A 19,411-nucleotide genomic window follows, 5' to 3' on the forward strand; every position below is an offset into this window, starting at 1 on the left:
ATGCGTAAAATTATTGCTTTTTTCATAAAATATCATGTTGCTGTAAATGTGATATTAATAGCTGTTCTTGTATTTGGTGTAGTAGGGGTTTTTTCTTTGAAATCTTCTTTTTTTCCATTAATTGATTCTAAAAACATCAATATAAATATAACATATCCGGGGGCATCCCCACAAGAGATAGAAGAAGGAATTGTACTTAAAATAGAAGACAACTTAAAAGGGTTGGATGGGGTAGATCGTGTTACTTCTACTTCAAGAGAAAATAGTGGTGTTATAAATGTAGAAATCGAAAAAGGGAAAAACATCGATTTTATGTTGCTCGAGATAAAAAATGCAGTAGATCGGGTACCATCTTTTCCTACAGGAATGGAGCCTTTAATAGTAGCAAAGCAAGAGGCAATCAGACCCACTATCAATTTTGCAATAAGTGGAAATGATATACCACTTGCAACACTCAAACAAATAGCCAGACAGGTAGAAAATGACCTGCGGGGTATAGATGGGATTTCTCAAATAACGATAAGTGGTTTTCCTGCTGAAGAAATAGAAATAGCAGTAGACGAAAATAGTTTACTGGCATTTGACCTTAGTTTTAATGAAGTTGCACAAGCAGTAAGCCGCGCTAATATCTTAACTACAGGAGGTACTATTAAAACCAATACCGAAGAGTATCTTATACGTGCCAATAATCGTTCTTATTATGGTACAGAGCTCTCTAATCTTATTGTGCGCGCAGATGCTACAGGGCGTATTATACGTTTAAAAGATATTGCAGCAATACGGGATCGTTTTTCTGAAACACCCAATGCAACTTATTTTAATGGGGACTTAGCAGTTACTATAGAAATAACCAGCACCAATACAGAAGACCTTATATCTTCTGCAGAAAAAACAAAAACGTATATAAAGGATTTTAACCAAAAACACAATAATGTACAGTTAAATGTTATTAGCGACCGATCCATAACACTGGTACAGCGTACCGAGCTGCTTACCGAAAATGCTATAATAGGGATGTTGTTGGTTCTGGTTTTTTTATCCTTATTTTTGAATACCAGATTAGCATTTTGGGTAGCATTTGGGCTACCCGTAGCATTTTTAGGAATGTTTATTTTTGCAGGATCTTTTGGAGTAACAATTAATGTTCTTTCTCTTTTTGGGATGATTATAGTAATTGGTATTTTGGTAGATGATGGTATAGTAATTGCCGAAAATATCTATCAGCATTCAGAACGAGGAAAATCTCCTGTCCAGGCAGCAATAGACGGGACTATGGAAGTGATCCCACCTATTATTTCGGCTATCATTACCACAATACTAGCTTTTGGAATCTTTTTATTTTTAGATGGTCGTATAGGAGAATTTTTTGGGGAAGTTTCTGTAATTGTAATTCTTACCTTAACGGTTTCTTTGGTAGAAGCACTGATTATTTTGCCGGCACATTTGGCGCATTCCAAAGCCCTTCGTCCGCAAGAAAATAAGCAAAAAACCGGTATAGGAAAGGTTTTTGCAAAATTACGCTACATTAATACTTTTGGAGACGGTATAATGAGTTGGTTGCGCGATAAAGTGTATAGTCCTGCATTGCACTTTGCTTTACATAATAAGTTGTTTACATTTTCAATTTTTGCAGTATTCCTTATTTTAACCATTGGTAGTATTGGGGGAGGTATAGTTCGAACTTCTTTTTTTCCTCAAATAGCAAGTGATAGAATAGCAATAGAGCTTTCCATGCCCAATGGAACCAATGAAAAAGTAACAGATAGTATTATTTCTTTAATAGAAGAAAAAGCCTGGCTGGTAAATAATGAATTAACAGAACAATATTTACAAGACCCATTGTACAAAGGTAAAAAGCTATTTGAAAATGTAATTACCAATTTAGGACCAGGATCAGCCTCGGCTTCTGTAATCATTAATTTGTTGCCGGGAGAAGAACGTCCCGATGAAATCTCGTCCTCTTTGGTAACAGACCTTATTAGTGACAAAATGGGAAAAGTTACGGGAGTGGAAAGTTTGGTTTATGGTAGTGGAGGGAACTTTGGAGGAAGACCAGTTTCTGTTTCTTTGTTAGGAAATAATATTGAAGAACTTAAGGCTGCAAAAGCCGAATTGAAAGAATCTTTGATTAACAATGCACTATTAAAAGATGTAACCGATAATGATCCAGCCGGAATTAAAGAAATCAGAATTGAATTAAAAGAAAATGCATACTTACTCGGGTTAAACTTACGGGATATAATGTCACAGGTAAGAGCAGGTTTTTTTGGAGTACAGGCACAACGATTTCAACGAGGACAAGACGAAATTAGAGTTTGGGTGCGCTATAACAGAGACAATCGTTCTTCTATCTCTAATTTAGACGATATGCGCATAACCACAAGTGCAGGACAACGCATACCACTTAATGAAATAGCAAATTACACTATAGAGCGTGGCGATGTAGCAATTAATCACTTAGATGGCCGCCGTGAAATACAGATTTCGGCAGATTTAAAAAATGCCGAAACTACCAGTGCAACAGATATATTACAAAATATTCGTATAGTAACTATGCCAGAGATTATTTCAAAATACCCTACAGTAACACCTTCATACGAAGGACAAAATCGCGAAGCTGGTAAACTTTTGGGGTCTCTGAGACCTGTAGGCCTTACGGTATTGGCATTAATATATATAACAATTGCATTTACTTTCAGAAGTTATAGTCAACCACTCCTTTTACTTTTGTTAATACCACTAAGTATACCGGCAGTTGCTCTTGGGCATTGGGCGCATAATTTCCCGATCAATATATTATCTATGTTGGGAATTATAGCTCTCATAGGTATTATGGTCAATGATGGGTTGGTGCTTATCGGAAAGTTTAACAGTAATCTTAGAGAAGGGCTGAGTTTTGATGAATCAATTTATGAGGCAGGAAGATCGCGTTTCCGAGCTATTTTTCTTACTTCACTTACCACTATTGCTGGATTAGCACCCTTGTTGTTAGAAAAAAGCAGGCAAGCACAATTTTTAAAGCCTATGGCAATTTCGATTGCTTATGGTATTGGTTTTGCAACAATACTAACATTATTAATGTTACCATTGTTTTTGTCGTTTAGCAATACTATAAAAGTACATGCTAAGTGGCTAATTACCGGAAATAAGATTACAAAAGAAGAAGTAGAACGTGCAATTAAAGAACAAAAAGAAGAGGATGAAGAACATTAAGACTTACAAGTATAATTTTACATTAAAATTAGGTTTTTTATTGTTTTTTATTTCGTTTATTGTATCTGCACAACAATTAACAAAGCAAGAAGCAATAAGGCTTACACTAGAAAATAATTTCGGGATATTAATTGCCGCTAACACTATTGAAGTTGCAAAAAATAATAAAGGAATTTTTAATTCGGGATATTTACCTGCTTTAACAGCCAATGCAGGCGCAAATTACCAATCGGCCACTACCAATACTTCATTTCAAGGAGCAATAGACCCAAATACAGGACAACCACGAAACGATATTGAGATCAAAGATGCAGAAACACAACGTTTTAATGCAGGGTTAAATCTTAATTACACTCTTTTTGATGGATTAGGGCGTTTTTATAATTTTAAACGACTCAAAGAGCAATATAATCTTACTGAATTGCAAGCAAGAGAAACTATAGAGAATACAATTTTGCAATTATTTTCGGTATATTATGAAGTAGCCAAATTATCTGAAAATTTAGAAATTTTAAAAGAAACCCTTCGTATATCCAGAGAGCGGGTTTCCAGATCCAATTTCCAGTTTGAATATGGGCAAAACACAAAGCTAAATGTATTAAATGCCCAGGTTGATGTAGCTAATGATAGTATTAATTTATTGAACACCAGACAACAATTAGCGAATGCAAAACGAGATTTGAATGTGATTTTAAATGAGGATATAGAAAAAAAATTTGAAGTAGATACGATGCTTAAGTTTATTCCGAAGATCCGGTTAGACGAGTATGTAGCAAAGTCAACCGAGAATAATGTAAAACTTTTGAAAAACGAGAGTACTATGCGAATTAGTGATTACGATATTAAAGTAAGTAAATCAGGATATCTGCCTTCAGTTGGTTTAACAGGATCTTATGGGTGGAATGAAAATAGAAATCCACCTTCTACATTTTTTCCGGGCAACGTTTCTGACACATATACTATGGCAGCAGGAATAAACCTTACTTGGAATCTTTTTGATGGAGGGACTACTATTACCAGAGTTAAAAATGCAAAAATAGCATTAGATAATCAGGAAATTCTGAAAAATCAAGTTGCTAAAGAAATAGAAAGGGATATAGCCAATGCATTGGGTAATTATAGAAATAGATTAAATATTTATAAAATTCAGCAGCAAAATGTGATTACCAGTCAAAATAATTTTGAACGCTCTCAAGAGCGTTTTAAACTTGGTCAAATTACATCTATAGAGTTCAGGCAAGCACAAATTAATTTAATTTTAGCAGAGACAAATAAGAATTCTGCAAAATATGATGCCAAGATTGCAGAATTACAGCTTTTACAACTCACTGGGCAGTTATTAAATGTAGAGTTTTAATTCTGCAGAGAGAATCAAATTATTTTTATCATTAATTAAAATAGAATTATGTTCGAACACTATTTTCAATGCCCGTACTGTTGGGAAGAGATATCCATGTTGCTGGATCCCTCTATAAAATATCAGGTATATGTTGAGGATTGTGAAGTTTGTTGCAATCCTATCGAGCTTCATCCCAGATTTGAAGAACGAGAACTGTTATTTTTTGAAGCAGTAAGTATCGAACAATAACTGTAAATAGCTTTTAATTAATTAGTTATTATTTTTTTTTGATTTTTTATTAAAAAAAACATTGTTTAAACTAAAAAGGATTGTATATTTGCACTCCGATATCGAAATGAGATATGAAAAAGATATAATCGGAAGTTCATAAAAATAAAATTTACAAATCAGTTTACTGATTTATACAATATACATCGCGGGATAGAGCAGTAGGCAGCTCGTCGGGCTCATAACCCGAAGGTCACAGGTTCGAGTCCTGTTCCCGCTACTCTCAGGACATTTTTTTCCTCAAGCCAGACAATTTTGTCTGGCTTTTTTTTATTGTTTTATGAACTCTTTAGAATAGCTTGTAAATTTCAACTAACAAGATTATTAATTTATAAAGACAATTCCTTCGATAAGTCGGCTAATTTTGTCCAAATTTTTTTTAGTTGTCTTTGTGTTAACTAAAAAATCATCAAATTATTTATACTATAATTCGTCACTAAATCTAATTTGTTGACGAATTATAGTTTTTGTATCTTTGCTTTAAATCAAAAAAAAAATCGCAGATAGAAAGTTACACATAGAGCCCTTCAAAAAGCAGTTTGAGAATATTGATACGATAACGGTCAAGAATATATTTGATTTCTACGAAAGTAAAGATACTCTTGTAACAAAAAGTACGGTTAATTGGAGAATACATAAACTCGTTGAAAAAGGAATCATACAAAGAGTTGGTCGAGGGAAATACAGACTTGGAGAACAAAAAGAGTTTCATCCAAAGGTTAATCAATCCATAAAATCTTTGTACACTATTCTTAAGAATGAATACCCATATTTAGACATTGCTATTTGGACAACAGAATGGATATCGCAATGGATGCTCCATATTCCTGGAACAAATAAAACAATTATTGAAGTAGAAAAAGGAACAGAAGACAGTGTATTCTATTTCCTTTCTGCTATTAGGAAAAATGTATTTCTAAACCCATCTATAGACATATTAGACAAGTATGCACAAGAAAATAAAAATCAAATTATTATAAAGAATTTGGTTACGGATGCACCGCTTCAGAAAATAAACAGTTTAAGAATTCCAACACTGGAAAAAGTAATTGTGGATTTAATAATTGATACTGAGATTCTTTCAGAATATCAAGGTCGAGATTTGGAGAGCATTATTGAGAACGCATATCAGTTTCACTCCATTCAAGAAAATAAGCTTTTGCGATATGCAAGTAGAAGAAGAAAAAGAGAGTTTGTAGAGCAGTTCATTAAAAACATCATATAAATGATATCAGCAGATAGCTTATCCATAGAATGGGTATCTTCAAAAATAGAAGAGTTTAAAGGAGACCCGATCATTGTCGAAAAAGTAATTCGAGTATTAACTTTATTTTTTATTTGGTTATCGTTAAAAAAATCACAGAATAATTGTTTTTATTACTAAAATATTAATTTGGAGGCAAATAGACTTGAAACTCTCTTTTTTCTTCAAAAATTCAGAATTAATTTGAAGTCTATTTCTAATTTATTCAAATCGATTTGTTCAAAAATAACATTACTGATTAAAGTAAATAATAAAAAAGGCATCATAATTTTGTTCGTATATTCTTTATGATTTTTGTATTACGCTCATAATGGCATTGTGTGGAGTTACAATTTTCTTATAAATGTAGTTTTAATTATCTAAAACAGCTACGATCATATCATTTGGAGATATTCTGGAGCTCAAGAACAAGGATTTTGTAACAGTAATAGGATTTCCTTTAAAACTACTATTGGGGTATGCTTCATTTGATAATCCATTAAAAGAGTTTTGAGGGTTTCCGGGAATCGAACTTTCTATCAGTATCACGTTTTGGATGTCTACAGAAGATATTTTATACACAGCATTCTGGGTAGCGATCAAGTCCTCGGTACTCAATGTCTTTAATATCTCTTTTTGTTTTTGGGCATTTTGATATATAAATAAATCCTGTGCCTTTTCGGCATCCTTTATTTCCATTAAAAAACCAATAGGAATCACCAATAGCAAAACTAAAGTTATAAGCCCTATACTCCAGTACCCCCAAGTGGGTACTGTAAGATTGGCTTTCATAGCTTTTGCTTTGCTTTTGATCTCCGGGCTCCACTGTGATTTTTTAATTTTTTTGTTGGTGTCCGGGCAAACCACTTCTATCACTTTTTTAGGGAAAAGAAAGAAAGATGCTCGCACATCACGTCGTATAAGGCGCAATAATACCTTACCGGATGGACATTTTTGATTATTAAGAAATGTTAATTCTCTCTCTTCTATAAAAGTTTCTCTAACAGATATCCACATGATTTTTTTCTTTTTAAGTTAGGTATTAAAAAAGCAGGTTAGGTATAATAACCGTATTACCATTATCAATCAAAATCTGTGCGTTGTTCTCTGCATCCTGGTTACTTGGTGTTCCCGTATATGTTATATTGATATACTTTTCGGTAATAGGTGGTGTTATGTTTACTAGTGTTTTCAACAGATCATCCAAAATTACTATAGGTATATCTTCCATTTGAATAAAATTAATGTCTTGTACAGAAGATAGATTTAGAGATGTGATCTCACTATTTGATTTGATTTCTATAGAATTTGAGGTAGTTAATTTAGGAAGCTGTATACTACCTGATGCATTACGGGTAATGGAAACTATCCAGGAAAATTCCAGATTGGGCACATCAATGCTTTCTAATATTTGATTATTACTGATATATAGTCCTCCATCATCTTCTCCTTGAGTAACCCGGGTAGTGGATACTAAGGTTAAGGATGGTAATGATAACGCTCTAAGTACTGGATTGGCACCGATATCAAAATTTATCTTGCATTCTTTTAAATTAGGTAAAGAAATGGTTTCCAGACTAGTATTTTTATATATTGAAAGCTTTCTATTAACAATCTCTAGCTTTGGTAGTTCAAAAGAGGGCATCGCCTCGGTGTCAAAAATTCTTAACTCACCTATTTCTACTAGATTGGGCATGGATATCGAGCTAATTTTTAGATTATTACCAATTGAAATCATACCATTAGTAATACTTAATGTGTTAAAAGAAATGTTAGTTAAATTAGTATTACCAAAAACAGAGATCTGATTATTTATCTCTGTCAATGCAGGAAAAATGATACTTTTCAAAACTTCGTTTCCAGAAATATTAGCATAGTCAACTCCTGCCAATTTAGGAAAATCAATAGAAGACAATATATTATTACTAATGACTTCTATTCTTTTTACTGCATTTTCCAAATTAGGAAAAGAAACATTTTCTAATTTTTCATTATTGGTGATTTTTAACGAGTCTAGTTTCTGAATTTGAGATAGATTCAATGTTGTAAGACTGGTAGTATTCGAAACCACTAATGAATTCATGCCATTTTTAATACCTTCTGTTATCAAGGAAAGGGCTTCATCATCTGTCACATTTTCCCGGAGTACTAGTTCAAAAGGTTCAGTAGGCTCTATAGGTTCTATAGGCTCAGAAATTTCGGGAGGCTCTGTCTGCGCATTATTATCATCTGAAGAACAGGAAAATAGTAATAGAGCAAAACTAATGAACAGAAAATTATATAAAAGGTTTTTCATACTATATTTTTTTAATAGTTATTTGTTATTTAATCTAACGCCCAGACATCTCGGTTACTTTGTGTATTAAAGAACCCTCCTAACACCCATATTTTATTATTATATACTGCAGATGCAAAGTTTACTCTGGGAGGGAAAGGGGCAGGGCTAGTTTCTTGTGTCCAATGAATACCATCGGGACTTGACCATAGATTATTACGATGACTTCCAGTACCTGTGGATCCACCAAACGCCCATAATTTATTTTCTAATACAAACAATTTATTATTATCATCGGTAAATGGAGGATTCATAAGTTCCTGAGTCCAGTTTCTTCCATCAGTACTAGACCATATACTTCTATCTCCATTTACACCGCCGCCCGTTAGCCATAATTTGTTTTGAAACACCGTAATTGCAGCTTTGTACCTAGTGCCGAATGCAGCATTTGCCGATTCTTGTGTCCAGTTGACTCCGTCAGAGCTTGACCAAATATCCCCCAACTTTCCTTCCTCATTATTGATTCCTCCAATAATCCATATTCTGTTATTAAATACTACGGCGCTTGTATTTTGACGGATAGAAAAATTGGCAGCCGAGGTTTCTTTTGTCCAGTTTCTACCATTGGGGCTAGACCAAACGTCGTTTCTTCTATCTGTTTGAGTTCCGGTTAAGCCTCTTCCTGCAATGATCCATATTTTATTATTAAATACCACTGCTGCATGATTATCTCTTTTTCCATAGGAAATCGCTGTATTGGATCGGGTCTCTTCTGTCCAATTAATACCGTCTGTTGTAGACCATGCATCGTCCAAAAATTGATTACTGGCTCCGCCTAAAATCCAGAGTTTACCACCAAATACAACGGACTGGTGCGCTTGTCTTCTATAATATGCTGCGGTATTGGTTACTGCGGTCTCTGGTCGTATTTTACGGGTCGTAAAGGCAAAGGTACTTTGGCTCCTTGTTTCTTTACCATTATTATCTTTAGCAACCACACGCCAGTAGTAGCTGGCAGCTAGATTTAGACGACTATCGATTTCCAACTGCGTACCTGTTAGATTCTCGGCGATCAACGTAGTTGGTTCTGCACTTTTATCCAGGTATACATCATAGTTTACGGTTTCTCCTTCGGGATCAATAGATGCTTGCCAGTTGAGTGTGGGCTTTACATCTACATTCATTGTATTGTTAGCTACTCCTATAAGATTAAACGCTGACGGAGCTTCATTGGCTTTGGTAGTAAATGTAAAAGTGTATTCACTATTGGTTTTTCCTCCTTTACCATCTTTGGCTGTAACCCGCCAGTAGTAGGTGGTATTTTCATTCAATGAGGTTGTTATCTCAAATGCAGTTTTGCTTAAATTTTCAGCTATCAAAGTATTGGGTTCGGTATTTTCATCAAGATACACATCATAGTTTACCGCATCACCATCGGGATCTGTCGAGGTTTCCCAAGTTAGTGCAGGCATTAAAGCTATGTTCGAGGTGTTATTGGCTACGCTTGTTAGGTTAAAACTTCCTGGTGCTTCATTGACCTCTGTAGTAAAAGAGAAGGTTTGGTTACTATCGGTAGTCCCTCCTTTATTATCTTTTGCAACTATCTTCCAATAATAGGTAGTACTTCCATTTAATGGTTTTATTAGCTTCCATTCGGTTTCGTTCAGGCTTTCTGTAATTAATGTAGAGGGGTTTGTATTTTCATCCAGGTATATATCATAACTTACGGGGTCGTCATCTGGATCGATAGCCTTTTCCCAAATGAAGGCAGGAAATAAACTTACATCAGTAGCTTCGTTTGCGACACTAATTAGATCAAAAATTTCCGGGGCTTTATTACCCGAGGTTGTAAAGGAAAATATTTGTTCACTGCTAGTTACCCCCCCTTTATCGTCTTTGGCAGTAACCCTCCAGTAATAAGTACTGTTTTCCTTAAGCGGATTTGCAACGCGAAAACGTGTATTTGTAATGTTCTCACCTACTAGTGTATTTGGTTTTTCGTTTTGATCCAAATAAACATTATAAGTTACCGGATCTTCATCCGGGTCGACAGATATTTCCCAGGTTAAGGCGGGAGATATATTAATGTCGGTAGCATTATTAGCTACACTGGTCAGGCTAAAACTTTGAGGGACTTGATTCGCAGAGGCAGTATCATTTTCATCTTCAGTACAGGAAAATAGTATACCAACAATTGCAGAGACAATACTCAATTTTAATAACAGGTTTTTCATAGTAAGTCTGTTTTAGGAGCTTTTGATTTATGGCTCGAAAATAAGCAAGGGTACTATGAAAAAAGACCCAAATTATAATTTGGAACGTGTTAATAGGTAGGGTGCAGAGAATAGTTTATACCTGATAATCATTAAAGTATTGAATAATAAACTGTAATAATATAAGATAGAAATTATTTTTTTAGAACTTTTTTTTGATACTCTGTAGGAGTGAGACCTACAAAATTTTTAAATACCCTATTAAAAGAGGTTTTGCTAGGAAAACCAGCTTCATAGCCTATCGCTAAAATTTTATAATGTATATAATCAGGATTACGGATTAGCTGTTTAGCCCGGTCGACCCTGTATAAATTAATAAAATTGTTGAAGTTCTTTTTAAAACAGACATTAAGAACCTCAGAAAACAAATGGACGCTCATATCTAATTGATCCGCCATATCAGATTGTTTAATCTCATGGTCCAGATAGGGTTTTTCTTTTTCCATATAGTCCAGGATTTTTTTCATATAAGTTTCCTGATCTTCAGAAGTAAGAGAGGTGATTTTTTCTTGAGAGTTATTAGGATTAATTTTACTGTTTTTCTGCTGCTCTATGGTAACTGCCAAGGATTTTAATTTATCTTTTAAAGCAATGTTTTCGTTTTCTAACAGTGCTTTGTTATTTTTAAGCTCTTGGGCTTCGAGCGCAAGTTGTTTTCTATGGTTCCAGTAAATTAAGGTAAATGTAATCAGTAAAATTATCAAGGCGATACCTATAAATATATACACCTGTTTTTCTTTACTTAATAGACTTATAGACTGTTCTTGGTTTTCAATAATTTTAGTTTTATCCTTCGTTTCCTTTTCTAATTTTAAGCGCTGAGCTTTGGAGAGTGTTTTCAGATATTTTTCCCTGGTTTCTGTGTAAGCTTTTTGTTCATCCAGTGAACTTTTAAGGCTATCGAGGGATTCATAAGTTTTGGACAGATAGTCGTGTGCTTCCATTTTAATGTCTAGAAAATTGCCTTTTGCGGCTATATTTCTGGCTAATAGTAATTTTGGAAGTGCTTCTTCAGGGCGATTAGATAAATAAAGAGAAATACCTATCACTACATTGGCAGAGGCGGTAAGATCTTCGGATTCATTTTCATTAATTCTATTAAGGGCATTTTCACTATTTTCGATAGCTTTTTCGTATTCTTCTAGGTGTCGATGGCATTCAGCAATATTGATAAGTGCCCCGATAATTTTATCATTGCTATCCATCTTTTTTGCCAGTTCTTTTACTTTGCCCATATATACTAATGCTTCCTCATAATTTCCTTGATTGAGGTTAGCGGTGCCTATAGAATTGTAGGCGGATATAATAAACCGATCCGGATTTTCCTGATAAGCTGCCAGGTCTATAACTTTTTTCATAGAGGTTTTTACATTTTCGTAATCCCCGATATGGTTGTATAGGTTGCCCAGATTTACCTGTACCAAAATTCTGGAGAATGAATTTTCTGGCAAAGAGTCACTTAATTTTTCAGCTTCCAGATATCTGGCCAAGGATTTTTCATATTCATCGATTTGCTGATGATAGATCGCCAAATATACCAATGCAGAAATTTGTTCTTCTTGCAAGTTATTTGCTTTTGCTATATTAAGAATGATCTGTCCGTATTTCTTAAAGGTATTAAAATCTCCTGACCGATGAGCAGTTACTGCCATGGTTTTATACTTCTGTATGCTATCCACCGGTGAAGTAATGGGCTGATTATATACAGATGAACTCAAATTCAGCGTATCTTGGCTATGAGTGGTGATGCCAATTAATAAAAAAAGTAGGAATATGCAGTTTTCTCTTAGCATTATTGTACAGGTTCTAAAAACAAAATATAAATATTTGGAGTTAGAACTGGCGAAGATAGAATGTTTAAAGGTTAAATGAAAAATAATAGTTGTTTTTTAGTTTTAAAGCTACGTAAGAGTATGTCGATCTTTAAGTTATTTTTATAAAAAAACGTTTCTTATAATGCTACCATTTTAATGGTATGATTTATTCTACTTGCTATATGTAGTAATACACCTTTTAAATTTAAAGGAGGGTTAATTGTGATGGTTGCTATAATAATTGTTTTAGTTTACTTAGTTATTTATATCATACTACTTCTTTAAAAAAAACAATAAAAATTATGCAAAACAGGATTTTTGAAAATCGATTGCTTTTGAGAGTGTTAGATTAGAACCTGCTGCCCAAAAGTTTGATACGAGTCCTGCTCCCGTACTAAAGAGGACAAGCCAGTATTTACTGATGTTTTGCGAAAAAACAATAATGGAGTTTACAAAATCATCAAAGTTAGATATTTTTTTACTTTGACTTTTGAGATTTACATTTAATTGCAATAACTCTTTATCTATTTCCTCTTTATATGACTTGTATGTATAATCATCAATAATGTCATTCATAAGTTTGTCTGCCAATTTTTGGGACTTAATTTTTAAAGCGTTGAAACGCTTTTCTATGGTTTCTTTTAGTTCGTATTCATCATTATTATGATTTCATAACAGCTTTATTTGAGCCTTAACAGCTCTACAAGATGCTTGTCTGACTTAAATGATTCCAACAACTCTATAAACGTATCGTGTACACCTTTTTTAATGATCTTTTACTAGAATTTGCGTTTAAAGTGACTCCCTTGCATTTTTGGCAAGTGTAATAGTGTAACTTTTTTTTCTTTACCTCGTAGCTAGTTAACTTGCTATTGCAAGACATACATTTTAAAAACCCTGTAAGGGGTCTGTCAAGATTTTGTTTGCTTATCTCATAACCTCTATTTCTAGGAGTGTCTAAAAATTTCAACCTTAAGGGTTAAAAAATCGCCCTGCAGAGTTAAACGTTTAACCCAATAGACCAAGTGACGCGTCTTTTTAACGAAAGGTTTAACAACCAGAGTTAAAAATTTAATCAGAGGAGTTAAATTTTTACCCTAAGACTTTAAAATTTTAACACTGAAGGTTAAAATTTTTACCTTCAGTATTGAATTTTCTGCTTTTAAGGCTAAAAATTTCGTCTTTTTTACCAAACGGAAGGTCTTTTGAGTTAAATACATCTATTTTGTTGTTCCAAATTTGTTTCGGAATCCGTAATTGTGGGATTTTAGGACAAAAAACGGAGCAAGACCAATTGTTGTGTTTATGCAAATATTCTGGTTGATCCAACATAAGAAGAATTTTACGTTTTTAGCTCTTTGCTCTACTCAAAATAAACCTCAAAAACAGATATATTCCTTAAATTATTTAAAATAAAATTACGGTAAAACCTCACTATATCTGGTTTTGTTGGGTTTTGTCATTTTTTTTAACTAGTTTGTTGTAGATTTATCTGTCAAAATTATAAACACAGTTTAAATTCTTAAAAGCTTAATGAATCTTGCTTTCCTATGAGAATAATTACTCTAAATAAAGTCTGGAATATATCTGGTTTTATACTATTCTTAATGTTTTTCTTCTTTCAGGATTTTTATGCCCAAACTTCAGGATTAATTTTTGACCCTGCGGGTACTGGCCAGCTTGTGTTGGACCCAAATGGAGATGGATATACCTCAGCTACTTCATCTGGTTTTATGTCCAATGATGAGACTGAAAGTGAGATACCTTATGTAGCCTTTCCTAGTGCAGGAGGATCAGAACCTGATAGTGATTTACACCCAGGCCCTTCATGTAGTTTTACAGATTTGGTAAAATCAGATACAGACAATACGGTTTACACTTATTTGGATGCTAGTGATAACCTAATGTTTCGATTTAGGTTGGGAGGAGTTGCTAGTAATTCCAAAGGATATTCTATATTAATAGATACAGACCAAAAATTTGGCTTTTCTGGAGCCAATGCAGATCCAAATGCTGTATCTGGCAACCCTGGTTTTGAAATTGAAGTTGTACTTCGTACCAACTTTGGAGTAGGATTATATAATATAGATGGTACAATTTTGCCTATTGAGATAGGAGATGCTACCCTAGACAGGCCTTATAATGATTTTGCCCAAAAATCTATTGCCAATAGTAATGTTTGTGGAGATGATGATTATTTCTATGATTTTTATATCCCTTTTTCTGATATTACTACTGCATTTCCGGGAGTAACTACATCAACACCTGTTAGAATGGTAGGAACGACTGTAATAAGCCCAAATCCAGTAATAGGAGGTAACCTTTCAGATTTGGGAGGGATTGATGATCAATTAGGAATTGAAGATGATTTGTTTGAAGATCTTATTGATATTTTTCCACCTACACCACCTATTGATATTAATAATGGGCTACCACAAAGAGCTGAATGCCCTAGTATTACGGGATCATTAGATGTGGGTGCAACTTCTGTTTCTGGAACTTCTATCGAGGTTGATGGAGCAACTATAATACTATATAGAGATGGTATTCCAGAAACTGCCACAACTACGGTTTCTGGAGGGACATGGACCTTATCTGGTCTCTCGCCATTTGTGGCTAATGAAGTTTTTACAGCTACAGTGTTCGTCACAGAAGCCGTAGCTGCAGCAACGGGAACCGATGAAAAATCAGAGTCTTACGACACATGCAATGCTATAACTGTTGGAGCAAGCTGTTCGCCCTCAATAAGTACATCTACAAGTTTTACTATTAGTGCTAAAGGATTGTGTGGTGATGCAGGAAGTGCTATAGCAGGGGCACAAATTAGAATTTATTTAAACGGAGTATTACAAAGTGCAGATACAGGAAGTAGTAATTATGCGGGAGGTGATGTTTTTGTTAATGCCGATGGTTCTTGGATTTGGAAATGCAATACCAATTCAAATTGTACAGGAGGTCCCAACTGCGGGTTTCCTACAGGTAGCACTCTCGAAATTACGCAACAGGAATCCGGTAAGTGCGAATCAGGCAGGTTCGAATATTGTTCAGGAGGTACTACATCTAGTACACCTGTTTTTTCTCCAGCGGCAGTCGTGGATACAGATACTACTATATCAGGAACAGCAACTGTAGGTGCTTTTATTACCTTATATATTGACGATATAGAACAAGCTTCAACTACAGCAACAGGAGGGAACTGGTCTTTCACTATAGCTTCATTGCCTAACGGGACAATTAATGAAGGAGAATCTATAAGGGTTAGATCTATAGAATCAGGACTTTGTCCAACAAATGAAATAGTGGTTGTAGGAGGAAAATCTGCAACTCCAATAATTCAAGGGAAATATTGTGCTCCTGTCGGGGGAGCGATTACATCGGTTAGTGGAATTTCGTCTGAGGTAGGTGCTACGATTGATTTATATACTTCTTCTACTTCACCAGTTACCATAGGTACTTCTGTAGGTTCTACAACAGTTGCAATTAACGGAAGTTGGACTATTACTGGTATTTCGGCTAACGAAGGATATTTTATGGCGGTTACAGCTACTAATGTAGGTGATACCCAAAGCAACTTATCTAATGAAGTACAGGTGCTTAGCCAAACAACAGCTTCAGTAACAATTAATACAACTCCATTACAGGAAGGAGATTCAAGTGTATCCGGAACCACTTCTGCTCCGGACGGAAGTACCGTTTTTCTTTATATTGATGGTTTTATTATTGATGGTTTTACGGGAACAGCTTCTGGTGGCTTATGGACAATAAATGGCTTGGATACAGCAAATGCCGGATACGATGTTTTATTTGCCAGTGGGGTAGTGGGAGTAACTGTTCAAGAAGGAATTTTATGCGCAAGTAGTTTGATGACAGGGCCAACTATAGGTTGTAAATTACCAGTAAATCAGATGTTTAGTGCAATATCAACAACAGTTGTTTGTGCAGGACAGACCATTGATTTTTCCATTTCCGGAACGGAGAATTTAATTATTTATGAATTGATCGATCAAGCTGGTAACGGTATAGGTCCTGCGGCTTTAGGTGATGGATCTGCTTTAAATCTAACTACTTTTGGCTTAGCCGCTTCGGTTACTAGTGTTTCTGTAAAAGCTCAAAAAATTGGAGGGGTTACTTGTCAAACTGTTTTGACCCCGGCTATTAATGTTACCGTAAATGTACTTCCGGAGGTTGCACTTACTTCCAATGTATTGGCAATTTGTGAGGGAGAAACTTCGGTCGATTTAGCTTATTCGGTTACTGCCAATGGTCCGCCAATTAGCTATAGTATTGATTTTGATGATACGGCTAATACTAATGGTTTTGTTGATATTGTAGATAATACTGATTTTACAAGTCCAATTTCAATATCTATACCTTCAGGCGCTGTTACAGGTGCAACATACACAGGTTTTTTTTCTATAAAAAATTCTAATTCTATAGAATGCGAAAGTGTTCCTGCAACATTTTCAATAATTATAAATAATGCTTCGATAGGGGCTGTTACTACTTCAAACCCTACTATATGTGGTGGTGCAAATGGTAATATTACATTAAGTGGGCTAGAAGTTTCAACCACATATAACGACCTTACTTACAATGATGATGGCGTGGCCGTTAGCCTTGGTAGTTTTACAACAGATGCTGGTGGGGAGTTTCAAATAACGGGGTTGGATGCAGGATCTTATGCAAATATTATAGTTGTTTTAAATGGCTGTAACTCAAATGCAGTGGAAGCGGTACTAAGTGATCCAGGTGCAGCAACAATTAGCGAGGGAGCACACCTTAATCCTGCAAGTTGTATTACCTCTAATGGAGCTATAGTGATTACCGGAGTGGTAATGGGAAACTATGATGTAAATTTTTCATTTAATGGAAGCCCGCAACCGACACAAAATTTATCTGCTACGCCAAGCGGAATTTCAATTGCAGGATTGGGTGAAGGAGAATATACTAACATCTCGATAACTAACAGTAGTAGTTGTCAGTCTAATACCATTTCAGGACCAATAACTTTAATGAATCCTAGCAATCCTGCAATTATTTTGGGAACGAGTCCAATAATTAGTTTAGGCACAACTGTCGCGGATTTGCCTTATACAACCATAACCAATAGCCCTGATCAATATATTGTTGATTATGATACAACTGCTGAAGGAGTTGGTTTTGTAGATATTACAACACCAACTTCACTGCCACTATCTCCTGTTATTCTTGCGGTTCCTAGTGGAGCTCCTGTGGATACATATAATGGAACAATAATGGTTATTAATTCGACAACAGGCTGTGTCTCTGAGGTTATGCCTTTTACTGTAACTATAACACCTGGGGGGTGTACTTCTCCCTCTGCACCCGTAGTCACTTTTAGTCCGGATACGTATTGTGTTGGAAATACGATTATACCTCCTACAACTTCGGGTACAGCTTTACAGTGGTATGAAGATGCAGGGCTTACGATGCCCATTAGCACTGCAAATGCAGCGATGCCAACTGCTTTAGAGTTAGGGTTTGAAACAACTAACTCTGGAACAATTACAAGGTATGTAACACAAACCATTGACTGCGAAAGTACAGCGGCGGTTATTGTGCTAACGGTTAACGCTGTTCCTGATTTGAGTACTACGGCTACCCCCGAAATTTGTTTTGGTTCAGGTTTTGATCTTTCCACCATTAGTGTAACAGATGGTAACAGTACAGGAGCTATTTTGACTTATCACAGTGGTACACCAGCTACGGCGGGGAATGTACTGGCAAGTACTACAGTAAATCCGACAATTACGACTACCTATTATATTTTAGCTACTACCGCTCAGGGATGTACCGATGAGTTACCGGTTAGTGTTACGGTTAATGCAGTTCCTGATTTGAGTACTACGGCTACCCCCGAAATTTGTGTTGGTTCAGGTTTAGATCTTTCCACCATTAGTGTAACAGATGGTAACAGTACGGGAGCTATTTTGACTTATCACAGTGGTACACCAGCTACGGTGGGGAATGTACTGTCAAGTACTACAGTAAATCCGACAATTACGACTACCTATTATATTTTAGCCACGACAGGATCAGGATGTACCGATGAGTTACCGGTTAGTGTTACGGTTAATGCTGTTCCTGATTTAAGTACTACGGCTACCCCCGAAATTTGTGTTGGTGCTGTTTTTGATCTTTCCACCATTAGTGTAACAGATGGTAACAGTACGGGAGCTATTTTGACTTATCACAGTGGTACACCAGCTACGGCGGGGAATGTACTGGCAAGTAGTACGGTAAGCCCCACGACTACGACTACCTATTATATTTTAGCTACTACCGCTCAGGGATGTACCGATGAGCTACCGGTTAGTGTTACGGTTAATGCTGTTCCTGATTTAAGTACTACGGCTACCCCCGAAATTTGTGTTGGTGCTGTTTTTGATCTTTCCACCATTAGTGTAACAGATGGTAACAGTACGGGAGCTATTTTGACTTATCACAGTGGTACACCAGCTACGGCGGGGAATGTACTGGCAAGTACTACAGTAAATCCGACAATTACGACTACCTATTATATTTTAGCTACTACCGCTCAGGGATGTACCGATGAGCTACCGGTTAGTGTTACGGTTAATGCAGTTCCTGATTTGAGTACTACGGCTACCCCCGAAATTTGTGTTGGTTCAGGTTTAGATCTTTCCACCATTAGTGTAACAGATGGTAACAGTACGGGAGTTATTTTGACTTATCACAGTGGTACACCAGCTACGGCGGGGAATGTACTGGCAAGTACTACGGTAAATCCGACAATTACGACTACCTATTATATTTTAGCTACTACCGCTCAGGGATGTACAGATGAGCTACCGGTTAGTGTTACGGTTAATGCTGTTCCTGATTTGAGTACTACGACAGTTCCTGCGATTTGTATTGGTTCAGGTTTAGATCTTTCCACCATTAGTGTAACAGATGGTAACAGTACGGGAGCTATTTTGACTT

Annotated in this window: 11 protein-coding genes and 1 tRNA gene; 7 read left to right on the forward strand and 5 right to left on the reverse strand. The window is 35.6% G+C overall.

Annotated elements, in window-relative coordinates; all coding sequences use genetic code 11:
* The 6 genes from ACZIYX_RS12500 (at position 1) to ACZIYX_RS12525 (ending at position 6,224) form a co-directional block, all read left to right on the forward strand.
* Entirely contained in the window at positions 1-3,213 is a 3,213-nt protein-coding gene (locus ACZIYX_RS12500; protein ID WP_462682583.1) for an efflux RND transporter permease subunit, read from the forward strand.
* Positions 3,200-4,570, forward strand: coding sequence for a TolC family protein (locus ACZIYX_RS12505; RefSeq protein WP_462682584.1), 1,371 nt, complete (start codon positions 3,200-3,202; stop codon positions 4,568-4,570). The genes ACZIYX_RS12500 and ACZIYX_RS12505 overlap by 14 nt, the downstream gene beginning before the upstream one ends.
* Before the next feature lie 48 nt (positions 4,571-4,618).
* Positions 4,619-4,801, forward strand: coding sequence for a CPXCG motif-containing cysteine-rich protein (locus tag ACZIYX_RS12510; RefSeq protein WP_462682585.1), 183 nt, complete (start codon positions 4,619-4,621; stop codon positions 4,799-4,801).
* Between the two features lie 186 nt (positions 4,802-4,987).
* A tRNA-Met gene (locus ACZIYX_RS12515) sits at positions 4,988-5,060 on the forward strand.
* A 351-nt stretch (positions 5,061-5,411) separates the two neighbouring features.
* Positions 5,412-6,065, forward strand: coding sequence for a DUF6577 family protein (locus tag ACZIYX_RS12520; protein ID WP_462682594.1), 654 nt, complete (start codon positions 5,412-5,414; stop codon positions 6,063-6,065).
* Entirely contained in the window at positions 6,066-6,224 is a 159-nt protein-coding gene (locus tag ACZIYX_RS12525) for a hypothetical protein (protein WP_462682586.1), read from the forward strand. It abuts the gene before it with no gap.
* Positions 6,225-6,455: 231 nt separating this feature from the next.
* On the opposite strand, the gene ACZIYX_RS12530 is transcribed toward ACZIYX_RS12525, so the two are convergent.
* The 5 genes from ACZIYX_RS12530 to ACZIYX_RS12550 all read right to left on the reverse strand — a co-directional run bounded on the left by ACZIYX_RS12530 (position 6,456) and on the right by ACZIYX_RS12550 (position 13,021).
* Positions 6,456-7,100 (reverse strand): hypothetical protein, encoded by a 645-nt coding sequence (locus ACZIYX_RS12530; protein ID WP_462682587.1) that lies wholly within the window; start codon positions 7,098-7,100, stop codon positions 6,456-6,458.
* A 25-nt stretch (positions 7,101-7,125) separates the two neighbouring features.
* Complete coding sequence (locus ACZIYX_RS12535) at positions 7,126-8,379, reverse strand: hypothetical protein (protein ID WP_462682588.1); 1,254 nt, start codon at positions 8,377-8,379, stop codon at positions 7,126-7,128.
* A 29-nt stretch (positions 8,380-8,408) separates the two neighbouring features.
* Positions 8,409-10,592 carry a Kelch repeat-containing protein gene (locus tag ACZIYX_RS12540; protein ID WP_462682589.1) on the reverse strand — a complete coding sequence of 728 codons (2,184 nt, stop codon included), beginning with the start codon at positions 10,590-10,592 and terminating at the stop codon, positions 8,409-8,411.
* A gap of 173 nt (positions 10,593-10,765) precedes the next feature.
* Positions 10,766-12,283, reverse strand: coding sequence for a tetratricopeptide repeat protein (locus tag ACZIYX_RS12545; protein ID WP_462682590.1), 1,518 nt, complete (start codon positions 12,281-12,283; stop codon positions 10,766-10,768).
* Between the two features lie 462 nt (positions 12,284-12,745).
* Positions 12,746-13,021 carry a hypothetical protein gene (locus tag ACZIYX_RS12550; protein WP_462682591.1) on the reverse strand — a complete coding sequence of 92 codons (276 nt, stop codon included), beginning with the start codon at positions 13,019-13,021 and terminating at the stop codon, positions 12,746-12,748.
* A gap of 974 nt (positions 13,022-13,995) precedes the next feature.
* Here ACZIYX_RS12550 and ACZIYX_RS12555 point away from each other — a divergent pair.
* The coding region (locus ACZIYX_RS12555; RefSeq protein WP_462682592.1) for a beta strand repeat-containing protein at positions 13,996-19,411 on the forward strand (5,416 nt) is incomplete at its 3' end.

The organism is Aquimarina sp., assembly GCF_977115655.1.